Raw genomic sequence first — 14799 nt, forward strand, 5'->3', positions numbered from 1 at the left:
ATCAGCAACGATGTCAACGGTTGCTTCATGCCGGGTTCGGATTTATTGCTATTGCAATGATTTTCCGGCGTTTCCGAACCGGAAGGAGTGCGGCATGGGTTTCGATCTCGACAGTTTCCTGCCCTATCGGCTGTCGGTCGCGGCGGCCCAGGTCAGCCGGCGATTCGCCGCGCTCTACGAGGCCGAGGCGGGGCTGACGGTTCCCGAATGGCGCGTGCTGGCGCATCTGGCGAACTCGGGGCCGGTCAGCGTGCGCGACATCAACGCCCGCGTCAGCCTGGACAAGTCCATGGTCAGCCGCGCGGCCACCCGGCTGGAAAAGGCCGGCTACCTGCGCAAATCGGTCCATGACACCGACCAGCGCCTGGTCGAGCTGGAACTGACCGACAGCGGCCGCGCCCTGATGTGGCGGCTGGGCAGGATCGCCGAGGCATTTCAGGCCGAACTGATGCAGGATCTGGGCGAGGATGCCCCGCATGTCGCCCGCGCGCTGGAACGCTGGATGGCCAGGACCTAGCCCTCGATCCGCCGGATGGCATCGCCGAGCGCGCCGATGCCTCTTTCCAGCGCGTCGCGGTCCTCGGGCTGCATCGCCTTGAGGACGGCGCCGGCCTTGGCCTCGACCGCGCCGAAAGCCCGCCGGAACTGCGCCCGGCCGGCCGGGGTGATGGAATATTCGCGCAGGCGCCGGTCCCCGGGCGGGATGCGCCGCAGGATCATGCCCTTTTCTTCCAGCCGCGAGGCGGCGCGGCTGACCTGTACCTTGTCCAGCGAGGTGCGCCCGGCAAGTTCCAGCGAATCGATCGTGCCGGCATCCTCGAGCAGGAACAGCAGCCGCCATTCCTCGCGGGTCAGGCCGTGCTCGCGGCCATAGACGGCGACGAGCTGCCGCGACATGGCCTCGGCCACCACGGCAAGGCGATAGGGAAGAAAGCTTTCGATCCGCATGGAGGTCCGATCCGTGGCCGCGAGATTGTTTCTAATGTAACAATCTCGCGGCCGGAGGCCAAGATCAAGCCGGTATTGCGAGATATAGGAGGGATTGCGTCAGTCGGTCGCGCAGGACCGCGACATGGGGATTGCCCTCGGTGACGGCCGCGAACACCTCGGGCGCATCACCCGAGACCATCGCCAGCGCCTGCATCATCAGGTCGAAGCTGTGGGTGCGGATGCGGGGATGGGGCTGGAACCCGGCCATGGCGCGGGCCAGCAGATGGGTCAGGCCCTGGGTCAGCGCGGCGTGCCGGTCGTGTTCCTGCGGCGTGCTGAGGATCACGTTCAGGCCCAGGCGGGCGCGCAGGAAGGCCGCGATGCGCCGCCAAGCGGTGCCGCGCAGCGGGCAGAGCACGATCCGCGCCGGGGCGCCCGGCTGGCCGAGGCTTTGCGGGCCGAACAGCGGGTGGGTGGCCAGGATCTGCACATCCGCCGGCAGGATTCGCTGCATCAGCAGGGCCGGCCCTTCCTTGACCGAACAGACATCGGACACCACCTGTCCCGGCCGCAGGTGCGGCGCGATCCGGGTCAGGACGGGCTCCAGCGCCGGAACCGGCATCGCCAGGATCACCAGACCGAAACCGCCCGCCTGTTCCAGCCGCGCCAGCGCCAGCCCGGCCTGTTGCGCGCGGGCCTGCGCGGCGGGGTCGGGGTCGCAGATGGTAACCCGCGCATGGGGCGCCAGCATCCGCGCCGCCAATCGACCAAAGGCGCCATATCCCAGGATCAGGATCGACGGCGCGGCGGCGGAGCAATCGGAGGGGCAATCACGGGATATGGCACGAAACATGGCGTTTTCCTTGGGGGTGGATGTGCCAGGGGTCGAGGATCGCAGGGGGATCGCTGGCAGGGCAGCAGCGGTCATGACAAGGCATCCGCTGCTCAGGGCAGCGGGTAATAGGCTTGGCTCGGGAACAGGGTCTTGCGATTCATGCCGCGCCTATAGGTCCTTCCCGTCCGGCGGGTCAAGGGTCTGATCGGGCGGCGGCTCGACGCGATGGTCCTTGGGGGCCTTCCGGTCGCGGTCCTGATGGCGCGCCACAAGCCGGTGCCATCGGCATAGCCCAGCCGCTGGGCGATCTCGGCGTTCGAGCTGCGGCCCTCGCGCAACTGGCCGCGCGGTTTCCAGCAGCACCTGCAGGACCAACGGACGTAGCGCGGTGCCATGTTCGGCCAGCTTGCGCTGAAGGCTGCGGGTGGACAGGTTCAACTCGGCCGCGACCAACGCCAGCGTGACCGGGCGCTGGCCCAGATGCAGCGCGATCAGGTGGCGCACCCGCTCGACCAGATCGCCGGGCGTGGGCGGGCGCGACAGATCCTCGACATGGCGCGACAGGACCGACATCAGCCCGTGTTCCTCGGGGCGCAGGACGCGCTCGGCGGCAGCACGGTCGAAGATGAGACGGTTGGCGGTCTGCCCGAAGGCCGGGCGCATCCCCAGAATCCGCGTCAGCCCGCCCACATCCTCGGGCGCGTCATGTTCGACATGGATCTCGACCGGGCGACCGGCGGCGCCGAAGACATCGCGCGCCAAGGCCAGCGTGGCCGCCAGCGTATATTCGCTGTCCTGCCGATGCGGCCCGATGTCGGACGCGGCGATGCGGTAGGTCCAGGTCAGCGCCTCCCCGTCGGTCTCGACCCGGATCGCGGTGCCGCCCTGCCAGGCGTTGAGGCTTTGCGCAAGCCGCTCCAGCCCGCGCCGCAATGTCGAGGAGGCCGCGAACAACAGCCCCACCGGGCCCAGGTCGAAGGGCCGGAAGCCGGTCCCGACCCGGGCGCACAGCAGCGGATCGGCCGCGCACAGCGCCGCATCCTCAAGGAAGGCCACATAACGCTGCAAGGGAATCTCGGCATAGCTGTCGGCCAGCATGGGGCGGCTCAGCAGATGGCGCGACAGCAGCGGACCACCTTGCAGCCCGCGCCGGTCCAGCTCGCGCAGGACCGGCACCAGCGAGGATACCCGGATCATCGCAACCGGCCCGTTCTGGTCCATCCCGCCGCTCCCGCCCGTGGTCTTGGCGCATTTCGCAATTTTTTGCGCCGCGATATCGCGCCTATAATTTGTTGCGGATGAAACGAAACTGAAGCGGCAGGGAATAGCCGCAACTCATCAGGGAAGCACCATGTCACAGAACGTAACCGGGGACGCTGCGCGTCCCGCGGGCCTTGCCCGCAATTCGATCGGCACCACCCATATCGTGTTCTTCGTGGTCGCGGCGGCGGCGCCGCTGGCCTCGGTCGTCGGCGTCTCGCCGGCGGCTTCTATGCCCTCATCACCACCGGCCTGGGCCGCCCGGCCGGGGTCGCCGCCGCCGCGATCTCGCTTCTGACCTACAAGATGATCCAATTGGCGGTCTATGCGCTGTTCGGCATCTTCGTCTCGGGCGCGCTGGCGGTGCTGGGCATCGCGCTGCCCCGGTGGCTGCCGATCCTGGTGATCATGGCCGTGATCTGGCTTTGCGGCGCGCGCAACATCGCTTTTTCCGGCAAGCTGCTGGGTCTGTGCATGATGGCCGAAATCGCCATCCTGTTCGCCTTGGACATCGGCATCCTCTTGCGCGACGGGGGGCCGCAGGAGTTCTCGCTGACCTCCTTCGCGCCGGCCACGGTCTTTGTCCCCGGTCTGGGCGCGGCGCTGGTCTTTGTCGTCGGCTCGTTCATGGGCTTCGAGGCCACCGCCATCTTCGCCGAAGAGGCCGAGCACCCCGAGCGCACCATTCCCCGCGCCACCTATGCCGCCGTGGCGCTGATCGTGGGCTTCTACGCCTTTTCGACCTGGACCATCACCCAGTATTACGGCGCGGAGCAGGTCCAGTCGGTCGCGGCTGCGGGGGGCGAGACCTTCTTCTTCAACGCGGTGGCCGATGTGCTGGGCGGCTGGTCCGTCACCGTGATGGAGACGCTGCTGATCGTCAGCCTGTTCGCCTCGGCGCTGTCCTTTCACAATACGATCAACCGCTATTTCCTGGCGCTCGGGCGCGACGGCCTGCTGCCGCGCAGCCTTGGCAACGTGCATCCGCGTCACGGCTCGCCGCATGTGGCGGGGCGGGTGCAGGCGCTGGTCGCGGCGGGTCTGATGATCACGGCGGTGCTGGCCGGGCTCGATCCCTATGCGGTCGTGTTCTCCTGGACCTCGGCCATCGCGGTGATCGGCATCCTGTCGGTGCAGATCCTGGTCTCGTTCGCGATCATCGCCTGGTTCCGCCGCAACCCGCATGGCCTGGGGCCCTGGGCGCGGCTGGTGGCGCCGCTGCTGGCGCTGGCCGGGCTGGTCCTTGTCATCGCCAACCTGCCGCTGCTGGCGGGTTCCGACAGCCCCATCGTCTGGTCCTTCCCCTGGATCGTCGTCGCCTTCGGCCTTCTGGGCGCCGCCTATGCCGTCTTCCTTCGTAACCGCCGTCCCGCGCTTTACGCCGCGCTTGGCACGGCCATTTCCGAGGTCTGATCCCATGTCCATGCTTGATCCCAAGGTGATGCGCCATCTGGATGCGCTGAGCTACTACACCGCGACCCGCAAATACGACCTGAGCTTTCCGCGTCTGACCGATGACATCCAGGCCGATGCCGTGGTGATCGGTGGCGGCTTTTCCGGCATCAACACCGCGCTGGAGCTGGCCGAAAAGGGCATCACCAATATCGTGGTGCTGGAGGGCCGCCATCTGGGCTATGGCGGCACCGGCCGCAACCTGAACGCGGTCAAGAAGCACGTCGGCCCGCAGGGGCTGGAGACGCTGTTCAAGATCGCCAACCTTGGCGCCGGCATCATCCGCGACCGGGTGGCCAAATATGGCATCGACGCCGATTTCTGCCGTGGCTACGGCTACATGGCCTATAACAAGCGCCAGATGAAGACGCTGCGGACCTGGTTCGACGAGTTCCGCGCCGTCGATCCCGTCGAGGACATCCAGTTCCTGGAAGGTCCGGCGGTCAGGCAGATCATCGGCTCGGAGGTCTATGCCGGCGGCATCAAGCACATGGGCGGCGGCCATGTCCATTCGCTGAACCTGCTGCTGGGCGAGGCGCAGGCGCTGGTCGGGCTTGGCGCGCGGATCTTCGAGAACTCGCCCGCCATCTCGGTCGAATATGGCGCGCAGATCACCGTGCGCACCAATGCCGGCACCGTGCGGGCCGACAAGCTTCTGTGGGCCTGCGACAGTTTCCTGAACCGGATGGAGCCCGAGATCGCCGGCAAAACCATCAACACCTTCGCCTTCCAGATCGCGACCGAGCCGCTGTCTGACGAGCTGATCCAGCGCATCAGCCCGATCCGCGGCGCCTATTCCGACATCCGCCCGGTGATCGACATTTACCGCGTCACCAATGAGAACCGGCTGCTTTACGGCTCGGCCACGCCGCTGGTCGATCACATCCCGCAGGATCTGGCGCAATGGAACCGCGCGCTGATGCTGAAGACCTTTCCCTATCTGCGCGATGTCGGGATCGACATGGCCTGGGGCGGCCCGATGGCCTGTTCGGCGAACCTGTTCCCGCAGATCGGCACGTTCTCGAACCGGCCGAATGCCTTCTATGTTCAGGGCTATTCCGGCTTTGGCGTCACCCCCAGCCATATCGTCTGCAAGGTGCTGGCCGAGGGGATGAGCGAGGGCTCGGCCCGCTATGACCTGATGGCCCGGATCCCGCATGTCTTGATCCTCGGGACCGACCATGCCTGGCCGGCCATCACCACCGCCGCGAAATGCTGGCACCAGCTGTCGGGCTATTTCAACGGCCGCCGCTGATTTACCAACCACAAGGAGAAGACCGATGATCACCAAGATCGACACCACCACCATTCCCGCTCTCGACCCCTGGGGCAGCGTCACCAACCTCGGCTCGGAGGTGCTGGAAGGCGACGTGCAATGCATGGGCAGCATGATCCATGGCGCACCCACCGATCCGGTATCCTGTGCGTTCTTCGGCGTGACCCTGACCGACGAGAGCACCGGCATCGCCACCAGCTATGGCGTGGGCGACGCCTGGTTCGTCGAAAAGGGCACCGCGATCCTGTGGGAAGTGACCTCGGACCGCTTCGTCAAGAACTACTTCGCGGTCGCCTGACCGTTTGCGGGGGGCGGCTGCAATGGCCGCCCCTCTCCTGTCGTGCCGGAGGGGTCGTCCTGCCCTGCGCCAGCCTTCCCGCCACAACGAAACTTGTGGCCCTGTCCCCATGGTGGGGGCAGGGCCGCTTTGTCTGCTAAAGCCCCGGAGCCGCCGGGGGTTCAGACCCGCGCCGCCAGCCTTTGCGGTCCCGCCAGCGACACGGCGATCGCCACGGCGAATGCCAGCGGAACGGTGACCAGCGTGGGATAGTCCGACGGGAACACCGGCGCGGCATGGCCGAGGATCTTGACCCAGACCGAAGGTCCCAGCACGATCAGCAGGACCGAGGCGACCAGCCCGGCAAACCCGCCCGCCATCGCGCCCGCCGCCGTGGTGCGCTTCCAGTAGAGCGCCAGGATCAGCACCGGGAAATTGGTCGAGGCCGCGATGGCAAAGACCAGCGCCGCAAGGAAGGCGACATTCTCGTGCTGGAACAGGATCGCAAGCAGCATAGCCGCGACCGAGATCGCGACCGTCGCCAGCCGGAACACCATGACCTCGGTCCGGTCCGAGACCGGCCTGCCGCGCAGGGTGTTGGCAAGGTCGTGCGAACTGGCCGAGGCGGCCGAGATGGTCAGCCCCGCGACCACCGCGAGGATCGTGGCAAAGGCAATTCCGGCCATGATGCCGTAAAAGGGCTGGCCCCCCAGCGCGGTCGCCAGATGCAGCACCGCCATGTTGCCGCCGCCGATGATGCCCTTGCCATCCGCAGCCTGAAAGGCCGGCTCGCCCATGACCAGCGCCACCGCGCCCGGTCCGACAAAGACGAACAGCAGCGCAAAGACAATGCCGATGATCCAGACGGCGACGGTGATCGACCTGCGCGCGGCAGCCTCGTCCGGGACGGTAAAGAACCGGATCAGAAGATGCGGCAGGCCCAGGATGCCCAGCGACTGGCCAACCGCAAAGGACAGGGCCGAGAACAGGTCCATCTGGAACCCGCCCGGACGGAAGACGCCGCTGCCAAGCGGGTGCAGCTCGGCGACGCGGCCGTAAAGTGCTGCGGGTCCGCCGGTCTGGGCCAGGACCAGCAGGCTCATCCCCGCGACCGAGGCGACCAGCAGCACCGCCTTGACGATCTGCACCCAGGTCGCCGCCAGCATGCCGCCGAAAGCCACATAGATCGTGACCAGCACGCCCATGGTCAGCACGGCATGGGTGAAGCTCAGCCCGAACAGCACCGAGATCAGCGTGCCCGCGCCGACCATCTGCGCGATCAGGTAGATCAGCGCGATGGTGATCGAACTGGTGGCCGCGAACAGGCGCATCCGCTCGTCGCCGAGCTTGGCCACCATCACGTCCCCGATGGTAAAGCGCCCCAGCCGGCGCAGCGGCCCCGCGATCAGCAGAAGCAGCAGCGCAAAGCCGACCAGCGGACAGATGTAGTAAAGCGCCGTATCCGCGCCCTTGGCATAGAACAGCGCGGTGGTGCCCAGAAGCGTGGTGGCGGACAGGAAGTCTCCGGCAATGGCCAGGCCGTTCTGGCCGCCGCTGATCTCGCCGCCGGCGGTGTAAAGCGCGGCCTTGCTCTGCCCGCGCCGCGCCGCCCAGACGGTGATCGCCAGGGTAACGGCGATGGTCGCGAAAAAGCTGATGATGCTGGCGGACATGTCAGCCCCCCATCCGGGCGGCAAAGCCCGAGTTAGACTGCGCCATCAGGATGAACACCAGCAGATAGGCCGGAATCACCAGCACTGCTGCCGGGACCCCCAGCCAGCGATCCGCCAGAAAGGCGGCGGCGCCGGGAAAGGCCGCGATCAGCGGCACCGGCAGGAACAGCAGCGCGGCCAGTATGACGCGCGCCCAGGGGCGGGGTGAATCGGGTGGCGAATGTGACGGCAGATCAGGCATGGGACCTCCTCCCAAAAATCGTTTCATGCGAAACGAAAATGCGGGAAGGGGTCGGGCTTGTCTGTCCGCAGCCCTATGGACAGATCACGCCATGATCGCGGCCAAAAGATCGCTGGCCTTGTTCATGCCCAGCTTTTGATAGGCGCGCTGGCGATAGGTCAGGACGGTGCCGATGCCCAGGCTCAGATCCTCGCCGATCAGGCGGGCGGTCTGGCCGGTCAGGGTGCGGGCGCAGACCTCGCGCTCGCGCGGGGTCAGGACGGGATGGGACTGCGCCAGCCGGGCGCGGACCTGATCCAGCAGCGGCGCCGGGCTTTGCGCCAGCCGGGTCAGGCCGGTGATCGCCAGCTGCGCCAGCGCGCCCAGCTGCGCCATGTCCGGTTCGGCATCGCCGTGGCGCTGATAAAAGGTCACGACGGTCGATTCGTCGCCCCTGCGCCAGCCGAAGCAGATCTTCTCGACGAATCGGGGGCGCTCGAAACAGAGCTTGCGATATTCGCCCAGTTCGATGGATGCGGCTGGGATGCGGCAGGCGAATCCGCTGTCCGGCGGCGCCGCGCGCCGGGCCTGCGCGGCAGGATCGCTGCGGTGAAACCGGCGGGCATAGGCGCCGGCACGCTCGGCCACGTCGCCCAGCCCGCTGGACGAGGCAAGCACCACTGGCGCCCCGGAATCAACGCGATAAGCGAAAAGTTCCTCGACCCCGGCGGTGGAATGGGCGATCTGAAGCAGCCTTTCGGCGAACAGGTTCTGGTCCCGCGCCTCGAGCAATTCGACCGCCAGATCGGGATTGATCAGTCCGACCATGTGAACCCTCCTCGCAAAATCGCCCTGTCGATAGACCTGCGGACATACGGGCCGAAATCGTTTCATTAGAAATGATATGAGGACAAAACCCACCGAATAGCAAGGGAGAGAGACGCGATGACCAAGGCTTTCGCATCATCCGCCGATACCGCCGCCAAGACCGACACGCTGGAGATTCTGGCCGATGGCGTCTATGCGCTGACCGCCGAGGGCGACCCGAACGTCGGCGCCGTCGAGGGCGAGGACTTCATCGTCGCCATCGAAAGCCGGGCCACCCCCTCGGCCAGCCGCGACTGGCTCAAGATCCTGCGCGAGCAGACCGACAAGCCGGTGCGCTACCTGATCCTGACGCATTACCACGCCGTGCGGGTGCTGGGCGCCAGCGCCTTCGATGCGCAGGACATCATCATGTCGAACGCCTCGCGCGATCTGGTGGCGGAACGCGGCGAACAGGACTGGAAAAGCGAATTCGGCCGGATGCCGCGCCTGGCCAAGAATGCCGAGGAAGTGCCCGGCCTGACCTGGCCGACCATCACCTTCGACACGGAATACGACATCGAACTGGGCGGCGGTCGCGGCAAGCTGGAACTGCGCTTCCTGGGCCGCGGCCATACCGGCGGCGACATTACCGTCTGGCACGACAAGACCCGGACGCTGTTCGCCGGCGATCTGGTCGAATCGAAAGCCGCGCTCTACACCGGCGACGCCTATCACATGGATTGGGCCGGCAAGACGCTGGACAATGTGAAGGCTTATCGGTCCGAAAACCTGATCGGTGGGCGGGGTGCGGTGTCGCGCGGCGTCGCGGAAACCGATGCGGCGGTCGAACAGACCCGCAAGTTCCTGAACGGCATGATCGAGAATGTCGGTCGCGTCCACAAGGCCGGGGGCGACCTGAAGGCCGCCTTCGAGGCGACGCGCGACGCGCTGGCCCCGGAGTTCGGCGCCTGGCCGATCTTTGAACATTGCCTGCCCTTCGACGTGCAGCGGCTCTGGGACGAATTCGACGGCATCGAGCATCCGCGCATCTGGACCGCCGAGCGCGACCGCGAGGTCTGGGCAAAACTGCAGGGCTGATGAGCACCAGGGGGGAAGAAAATCATGGCAAATGTTGCGGGCATTCCCGTCTTCAAGGAAATCGGCGCCACGGCGGTGCCGGCCAATGCCGAGGATCGGGCGCAGGTGGTCATCGTCGGCGCCGGCCCCGTGGGGCTGGCGATGGCGCTGGATCTGGGCCGGCGCGGCCATGCGGTCACGGTGCTGAACCGGCTGGACTTCGTCGCGCATTGCTCCAAGGCGATCTGCTTTTCCAAGCGCTCGCTGGACATCCTCGACCGGCTCGGTGTCGGCGATCCGGCGGTGGAGAAGGGCGTCACCTGGAATGTCGGAAAGGTGTTCTGGGGCTCGGGCGACCAGCCGGTCTACCAGTTCGACATGCTGCCGGTCAGGAACCAGAAACGACCCGGCTTCATCAACATCCAGCAGTATTACATCGAGGATTACCTGCTGGCCGGTGCGCAGGCCCTGCCCAATATCGACATCCGCTGGGGCCACCGCGTCGATGCGGTGACGCCGCTGAACGACGGGGTCGAACTGGCGGTCTCGGCTGACGGGGGCGATTACCTGTTGCACGCGGATTGGCTGATCGCCTGCGACGGCGCACGCTCGACGGTGCGCGACAAGATGGGGCTGGACTTCGAGGGCCGGGTCTTCGAGGACAATTTCCTGATCGCCGACATCCGCATGAAGCACGAGATGCCGCCCGAGCGCTGGTTCTGGTTCGATCCGCCCTTCAACCCCGGCCGTTCGGCCCTGATGCACCGGCAGCCCGACGATGTCTGGCGGCTGGACTTCCAGCTTGGCTGGAACATCGACCGCGAGGCCGCGATCAGGCCCGAGAATGTCGAGCCCTATGTCCGCGCCATGCTGGGCGAAGGGGTCGAGTTCGAGCGCGAATGGTATTCGGTCTATACCTTCCAGTGCCGCCGCATGGCCCGGTTTGTCCATGGCCGGGTGATCTTTGCCGGAGATTCCGCGCATCTGGTGTCGCCCTTTGGCGCGCGCGGCTGCAATGGCGGCTTTGCCGACATCGACAATCTGGGCTGGAAGCTGGATCTGGTGCTGCGCGGTGCCGCCGACGAATCGCTGATCGAGACCTATAACGACGAGGCCGTGGCGACGGCGGATGAAAACATCCTGAACTCGAGCCGTTCGACCGATTTCCTGACCCCGAAATCGACGGCGAGCCAGGCCCTGCGCGACGCGGTGCTGGAACTGGCGCAGGACCACGACTTTGCCCGGCCCTTCGTCAATTCGGGCCGCCTGTCCACCCCGGTCAGCTACCCGGCAAGCCGGTTGTCCACGCCCGACCGCGATAGCTGGCAGGGTGGCACCGTCCCCGGTACGCCGGTCCTGGATGCGCCCCACGCGGACGGATGGCTGCTCGAGCAACTGGGCAACGACTTCACCCTTCTGGCCATCGACTGGACCGGCCCGGTGCCGCCGGGTGTGCGCCTGGTCCCGGTCGAGGGGCTGGCAGCCGAACGGCTGGGCCTGACCCCCGGCGCGGCCGTCCTGGTCCGTCCCGATCACTATGTCGCGGCGCGCTGGAAGGACGCCACCGCCGAGGATGTCGAAACGGCGCTGATCCGCGCCAAGGGAGGCAAGTCATGCCTGCATTGAACCTGACCCCGAACCTGGCCCGCCACGACGACCTTTATGAGTCTCTGGTCGCCATGCATGATGGGTTGTCCGACGCCGAAAGCCTGAAGCTCTGGGCGCGCTTCGCCCTGATCCTGATGAACCAGATCGGCGATCCCGAGGTGATCTCGGCCGCCATCGCAGCCGCGCGTCCGCGCTGAACTGAATCCAGGGGAGGAGAACCCATGTTCGATCTGACCATCGGCGGCCAACAGGTCGCCACCAGCACCCGGTTCGCGGTGCTGAACCCGTCGACCGGCGCGGTGGTGGGCGAGGCTCCGAACGCCTCGGCCGCCGATCTGGACCGTGCTGTCGCCGCCGCCCGGGCCGCGCTGCCCGACTAGGCGCGTTCGGACGCCTGCGCCGCGATTGCCGACATCCTGACCGCGAATGCCGAGGAACTGGCCCGGCTGCTGACGCAGGAACAGGGCAAGCCGCTGAACGGGCTCGGCTCGCGCTGGGAGATGGGCGGGGCCGCTGCCTGGGCAGGCTATACCGCCGGGCTTTCGCTGCCCGAGGAAGTGCTTCAGGACGACGAAACCGGGCGCGTGCGGCGGCTGCGCAAGCCGATCGGCGTCGTAGGCTCGATCACGCCGTGGAATTTCCCGGTGATGATCGCGATCTGGCACATCCTGCCCGCCCTGCGGGCCGGCAATGCGGTGGTCATCAAGCCCCCGCCCCTGACGCCGCTCGCGACGCTGCGCATGGTCGAGTTGGCAAGTGCTGCGCCGCCGGCCGGCGTGCTGAACATCGTGACCGGCGACGATACCGGCTTCAACCTCGGGGCCGCCATCTCGGAACATCTGGGGATCGACAAGGTCGTGTTCACCGGCTCGGCCCCCACCGGGCGGCATGTGATGCGGGCCGCGGCGGGCAATCTCAAGCGCCTGACGCTGGAACTGGGCGCAATTCGACAAGGTCGCGGCGCTGGTCGCGGATGCCAGCGCGCGTGGCAAGGTGCTGCTGGGCGGCGCCCCGGGCAGGGGGCTGTTCTGTCCCCCGACGATCATCGCCGGGCTGCACAATGGCGATGGGCTGGTCGATCAGGAACAGTTCGGCCCCGCCCTGCCGATCATCCGCTACGGCGATGTCGATCAGGCGGTGGCCCTTGCCAATGACAATCCGAACGGGCTTGGCGCCTCGGTCTGGGGCGCCGATCCGGTGGCGGCGGGCGCGGTTGCGCGGCGGCTGGAAAGCGGTTCGGTCTGGTTGAACAAGCATGGCGCGGTGCAGCCGAACGTGCCCTTCGGCGGCGTCAAGCAGTCCGGCATCGGCATCCAGTTCGGGATCGCGGGGCTGATCGAGAACACCACCGCCCAGGCCCTCTTCGGCTAGGCGGGCCGGCATGATCCGCAGCGCGCTCAGCCCCGAGGAGGCCGCAGCCCTCGTCCCCGACGGTGCGCGTATCATGATCGGAGGCTTCATGGGGGTCGGCACCCCGGACCGGATGATCGACGCCCTGGTCGCGCGCGATGCGCGTGACCTGACGGTGGTCGCCAACGACACCGCCATGCCGGGTCGCGGCATCGGCAAACTGGTCTCGGTCGGGGCGGTTGCGGAGGCTGATCACCTCGCATATCGGGCTGAACCCGGAAACCCAGGCCCGCATGATCTCTGGCGAAAGCGCGGTCGAACTGGTGCCGCAGGGCACCCTGGTCGAGCGGATCTGCGCCGGTGGAATGGGCCTGGGGGGTGTCTTGGCCCCCACCGGACTTGGCACCAAGGTCGAGGACGGCAACAAGCAGATCCCATGGGATGGATGGCGACCGGCGCTCTGGCAGAGTGGGGTTGCCCAACCACCAAACTGCTGGAGAAGATCATGATCTCTTCGAATGACCGACATCTCGAGCCGGCCGCAATCCGTGTCGATCTTGGCGCGATTTTCGTCTCGATGGAACTCAGCCGTTCGAGCTGGGTCGTCACGTCTCTTTCGCCCGGCAGCGGCGAGAAGATGTCGCGCCATACCGTGCCCGGCGGCGATGTCGCGGCGCTGATGGCACGGTTTCTGAGGTTGAAGGAAAAGGCGCAGATACGCACGGGGTACGATTTTCCGATCATCGTCATCCAGGAGGTTGGTCTGGATGGTTTTTGGATCCACCGCGCACTCGAAAAGGAAGGGATCGAGAGCCATGTCGTCGATCCGGCCTCGATCGAGACCTCGCGCCGACGCAGGCGCGCCAAGACCGACAGGCTCGACGGCGAAACCCTGGTGCGGACCCTCCTAGCCTTCAAGCGTGGCGAACCCCGGGTCTGCGCCATGGTCCGGGCACCGAGCCCCAACGAAGAGGATCGTCGGCGCATCAGCCGCGAGCGCAAGGTTCTGGCATCCGAGCGCATTGCTCATGTCAACCGCATCAAGGGCTTGCTCTTCGCGCAAGGTGTGGCCGGATATGAGCCCCTGCACCGGGATCGCCGCGACAGGATCGAGGAGCTCCGCACCGGAGACGGCCGCCCGTTGCCCGCCTGCCTCAAGGCGCAGATCGTGCGCGAACTCGACCGGCTGGGACTCATCGTCGAACAGGTCCGGACGATCGAAGCGGAGCGGGATGCGCTGCTGACGCAGGATCGGGGTCCGGGGAGCGCCGCCCAGGCTGTGATGTTGCTGGAGCTCAAGGGGATCGGAGCGGAGGGTGCCTCCATTCTGTGTTCCGAAGGCTTCTGGCGCTCCTTCGACAACCGACGGCAGGTGGCTGCCTATGCGGGCCTGGCGCCGACCCCATGGCAGAGCGGATCGGTCAGCCGCGAGCAGGGCGTCTCCAAGGCAGGCAATCCGCGGTTGCGGTCGATGATGATCCAGCTCGCTTAGCTCTGGTTGCAGCATCAATCGCACTCAGTGTTGACCCGCTGGTTCCACGAGAAGGTTGCCAGGAACGGAGGACGGATGCGCAAGCCCGCCATCGTGGCGTTGGCCCGCAAGCTGCTGGTCGCCCTTTGGAAATACGTCACCGCCGGCGTGGTTATCGAAGGGGCGGCGATACGGACTGCGCGATGTCTCCCTTCTGAGTTCATCGCAGAGTTGACCGGGGCCCGATCAGCCCCGGTCGATCCGGGTGGACGGATCGGTTAACGGGCTGGCCTGAAACGCCGACAAGCAGAATGGTCCCGTCTTCCCGAACCCGGCCCCGCCGCACGCGGGATGTTGGTGTAGCCGTCGCGAGCGGCGACCGGATGTGAGGTTGATCGTGCCCGGAACAGGGCCGTGTCATGCAAACGGGTTCGGACCTGGAGTGAAACAGAGGAACCTCGCCAATGCCAGACTGAACCACTTGACTAGGTTCCTCCCATGTGAGGTCGTTGAGGTCGTTGAGGTCGTTGAGGTCGTTGAGGTCGTTGAGGTCGTTGAGGTCG

The 14799-nt window shown here is 66.6% G+C and carries 16 protein-coding genes and 3 pseudogenes; 13 read left to right on the plus strand and 6 right to left on the minus strand.

What is annotated here, in order from left to right; all coding sequences use genetic code 11:
• The first annotated feature begins 94 nt into the window (after positions 1–94).
• A complete protein-coding gene (locus tag QM682_RS14490; protein WP_415130949.1) occupies positions 95–517 on the plus strand; it encodes a MarR family winged helix-turn-helix transcriptional regulator in 423 nt (140 codons plus the stop codon).
• Here the strand turns inward: QM682_RS14490 and QM682_RS14495 are convergent.
• The 3 genes from QM682_RS14495 to QM682_RS14505 form a co-directional block, all read right to left on the minus strand.
• Complete coding sequence (locus QM682_RS14495; RefSeq protein WP_415130951.1) at positions 514–948, minus strand: MarR family winged helix-turn-helix transcriptional regulator; 435 nt, start codon at positions 946–948, stop codon at positions 514–516. The two genes, QM682_RS14490 and QM682_RS14495, sit on opposite strands and share 4 nt — an antisense overlap.
• 64 nt (positions 949–1012) lie before the next feature.
• A complete protein-coding gene (locus QM682_RS14500; RefSeq protein WP_415130953.1) occupies positions 1013–1783 on the minus strand; it encodes a prephenate dehydrogenase/arogenate dehydrogenase family protein in 771 nt (256 codons plus the stop codon).
• A 150-nt stretch (positions 1784–1933) separates the two neighbouring features.
• Positions 1934–2986 (minus strand): AraC family transcriptional regulator ligand-binding domain-containing protein, encoded by a 1053-nt coding sequence (locus QM682_RS14505; protein WP_415130955.1) that lies wholly within the window; start codon positions 2984–2986, stop codon positions 1934–1936.
• A 130-nt stretch (positions 2987–3116) separates the two neighbouring features.
• Here QM682_RS14505 and QM682_RS14510 point away from each other — a divergent pair, with 130 nt between their 5' ends.
• The 4 genes from QM682_RS14510 to QM682_RS14525 are packed head-to-tail and all read left to right on the plus strand — an operon-like array spanning position 3117 to position 6051.
• Positions 3117–3323 (plus strand): hypothetical protein, encoded by a 207-nt coding sequence (locus tag QM682_RS14510; RefSeq protein WP_415130957.1) that lies wholly within the window; start codon positions 3117–3119, stop codon positions 3321–3323.
• Entirely contained in the window at positions 3278–4438 is a 1161-nt protein-coding gene (locus QM682_RS14515) for an APC family permease (protein WP_415130983.1), read from the plus strand. Before QM682_RS14510 ends, QM682_RS14515 begins: the two co-directional genes overlap by 46 nt.
• Before the next feature lie 4 nt (positions 4439–4442).
• Positions 4443–5732 (plus strand): NAD(P)/FAD-dependent oxidoreductase, encoded by a 1290-nt coding sequence (locus QM682_RS14520; protein WP_415130959.1) that lies wholly within the window; start codon positions 4443–4445, stop codon positions 5730–5732.
• Between the two features lie 25 nt (positions 5733–5757).
• Entirely contained in the window at positions 5758–6051 is a 294-nt protein-coding gene (locus QM682_RS14525) for a hypothetical protein (RefSeq protein ID WP_415130961.1), read from the plus strand.
• A gap of 161 nt (positions 6052–6212) precedes the next feature.
• Here QM682_RS14525 and QM682_RS14530 read toward each other — a convergent pair whose 3' ends face one another.
• From QM682_RS14530 to QM682_RS14540, 3 genes are all read right to left on the minus strand, one after another.
• Positions 6213–7703 (minus strand): sodium:solute symporter family transporter, encoded by a 1491-nt coding sequence (locus tag QM682_RS14530; RefSeq protein ID WP_415130963.1) that lies wholly within the window; start codon positions 7701–7703, stop codon positions 6213–6215.
• Between the two features lies 1 nt (position 7704).
• Positions 7705–7944, minus strand: a complete 240-nt coding sequence (locus QM682_RS14535) for a hypothetical protein (protein ID WP_415130965.1) — start codon at positions 7942–7944, stop codon at positions 7705–7707.
• Between the two features lie 84 nt (positions 7945–8028).
• Positions 8029–8751 (minus strand): LuxR C-terminal-related transcriptional regulator, encoded by a 723-nt coding sequence (locus QM682_RS14540; protein WP_415130967.1) that lies wholly within the window; start codon positions 8749–8751, stop codon positions 8029–8031.
• Between the two features lie 117 nt (positions 8752–8868).
• Here QM682_RS14540 and QM682_RS14545 point away from each other — a divergent pair, with 117 nt between their 5' ends.
• From QM682_RS14545 to QM682_RS14580, 8 genes and pseudogenes are all read left to right on the plus strand, one after another.
• Positions 8869–9828: an MBL fold metallo-hydrolase gene (locus QM682_RS14545; protein ID WP_415130969.1), complete on the plus strand. Its 960-nt coding sequence runs from the start codon at positions 8869–8871 to the stop codon at positions 9826–9828.
• Between the two features lie 24 nt (positions 9829–9852).
• Entirely contained in the window at positions 9853–11433 is a 1581-nt protein-coding gene (locus QM682_RS14550; protein ID WP_415130971.1) for an FAD-dependent oxidoreductase, read from the plus strand.
• Positions 11421–11612, plus strand: coding sequence for a DUF2783 domain-containing protein (locus tag QM682_RS14555; protein WP_415130973.1), 192 nt, complete (start codon positions 11421–11423; stop codon positions 11610–11612). Before QM682_RS14550 ends, QM682_RS14555 begins: the two co-directional genes overlap by 13 nt.
• 24 nt (positions 11613–11636) lie before the next feature.
• A pseudogene (locus QM682_RS14560) lies at positions 11637–12294 on the plus strand (aldehyde dehydrogenase family protein); the annotation flags it as partial.
• A 114-nt stretch (positions 12295–12408) separates the two neighbouring features.
• Positions 12409–12786: an aldehyde dehydrogenase family protein gene (locus tag QM682_RS14565; RefSeq protein WP_415130975.1), complete on the plus strand. Its 378-nt coding sequence runs from the start codon at positions 12409–12411 to the stop codon at positions 12784–12786.
• 88 nt (positions 12787–12874) lie between these two features.
• Positions 12875–12931 (plus strand): annotated as a pseudogene (locus QM682_RS14570) (hypothetical protein); the annotation flags it as partial.
• Between the two features lie 73 nt (positions 12932–13004).
• Positions 13005–13274 (plus strand): CoA-transferase, encoded by a 270-nt coding sequence (locus QM682_RS14575; RefSeq protein WP_415130985.1) that lies wholly within the window; start codon positions 13005–13007, stop codon positions 13272–13274.
• A pseudogene (locus tag QM682_RS14580) lies at positions 13271–14437 on the plus strand (IS110 family transposase); the annotation flags it as partial. The gene QM682_RS14575 and the pseudogene QM682_RS14580, both read left to right, overlap by 4 nt.
• Positions 14438–14799: the final 362 nt, after the last annotated feature.

Origin of the sequence: Paracoccus sp. (in: a-proteobacteria), assembly GCF_047605025.1 — a bacterium.
Classification (GTDB): domain Bacteria; phylum Pseudomonadota; class Alphaproteobacteria; order Rhodobacterales; family Rhodobacteraceae; genus Paracoccus.

Bases quoted from the DNA above. Each gene is read 5' to 3' on its own strand.
- QM682_RS14500 (WP_415130953.1), bottom strand. From the start codon at position 1,783: ATGTTTCGTGCCATATCCCGTGATTGCCCCTCCGATTGCTCCGCCGCC.
- QM682_RS14530 (WP_415130963.1), bottom strand. From the start codon at position 7,703: ATGTCCGCCAGCATCATCAGCTTTTTCGCGACCATCGCCGTTACCCTG.
- QM682_RS14510 (WP_415130957.1), top strand. From the start codon at position 3,117: ATGTCACAGAACGTAACCGGGGACGCTGCGCGTCCCGCGGGCCTTGCC.
- QM682_RS14505 (WP_415130955.1), bottom strand. From the start codon at position 2,986: ATGGACCAGAACGGGCCGGTTGCGATGATCCGGGTATCCTCGCTGGTG.
- QM682_RS14535 (WP_415130965.1), bottom strand. From the start codon at position 7,944: ATGCCTGATCTGCCGTCACATTCGCCACCCGATTCACCCCGCCCCTGG.
- QM682_RS14550 (WP_415130971.1), top strand. From the start codon at position 9,853: ATGGCAAATGTTGCGGGCATTCCCGTCTTCAAGGAAATCGGCGCCACG.
- QM682_RS14555 (WP_415130973.1), top strand. From the start codon at position 11,421: ATGCCTGCATTGAACCTGACCCCGAACCTGGCCCGCCACGACGACCTT.
- QM682_RS14540 (WP_415130967.1), bottom strand. From the start codon at position 8,751: ATGGTCGGACTGATCAATCCCGATCTGGCGGTCGAATTGCTCGAGGCG.
- QM682_RS14495 (WP_415130951.1), bottom strand. From the start codon at position 948: ATGCGGATCGAAAGCTTTCTTCCCTATCGCCTTGCCGTGGTGGCCGAG.
- QM682_RS14490 (WP_415130949.1), top strand. From the start codon at position 95: ATGGGTTTCGATCTCGACAGTTTCCTGCCCTATCGGCTGTCGGTCGCG.
- QM682_RS14520 (WP_415130959.1), top strand. From the start codon at position 4,443: ATGTCCATGCTTGATCCCAAGGTGATGCGCCATCTGGATGCGCTGAGC.
- QM682_RS14525 (WP_415130961.1), top strand. From the start codon at position 5,758: ATGATCACCAAGATCGACACCACCACCATTCCCGCTCTCGACCCCTGG.
- QM682_RS14545 (WP_415130969.1), top strand. From the start codon at position 8,869: ATGACCAAGGCTTTCGCATCATCCGCCGATACCGCCGCCAAGACCGAC.